The 404-nt window shown below is 75.5% G+C and carries 1 protein-coding gene; it reads left to right on the forward strand.

Annotated features, from left to right (window positions below; translation table 11 throughout):
• A partial coding sequence (locus B8460_RS19755; RefSeq protein WP_199445702.1) for a Hint domain-containing protein occupies positions 1-345 on the forward strand: 345 nt, incomplete at its 5' end.
• Positions 346-404 lie beyond the last annotated feature (59 nt).

Raw genomic sequence — 404 nt, forward strand, 5'->3', positions numbered from 1 at the left:
GTGCGGGTGCGCGCCGGCGCCTTCGGCCCCGACATGCCGCGCCGCGACCTGCTGCTCGGCCCCGACCATGCCGTGCTCGCGGACGGGGTGCTGATCCCGCTGCGCGCCCTGGTCGACGGGCATGCCGTGCGCCAGGTGGCGCAGCGCGACATCGTCTATTTCACGGTGAAGTTCGCCATGCCCGACGCGCTGCTGGCCGAGGGACTCGCGGTCGAGACGCATGCCCCGTCGCTGCTCGAAGGCGACGACCCGGAGGAGGTGGCGGCGCCCACGCGCCCGCTCGTGCGCTCCGGCCTGTTGGTCGAGGCCGTCCGCGCCCGCATCATCCGCCGCCGCGCCGCCTAAGGCGCCGGCCGGGCCGTCAGACGTGATGGCCTGCCCCCGATGGCCCGCCTATGACCCGG

This window comes from Acidisphaera rubrifaciens HS-AP3 (genome assembly GCF_000964365.1).
Lineage (GTDB): Bacteria > Pseudomonadota > Alphaproteobacteria > Acetobacterales > Acetobacteraceae > Acidisphaera > Acidisphaera rubrifaciens.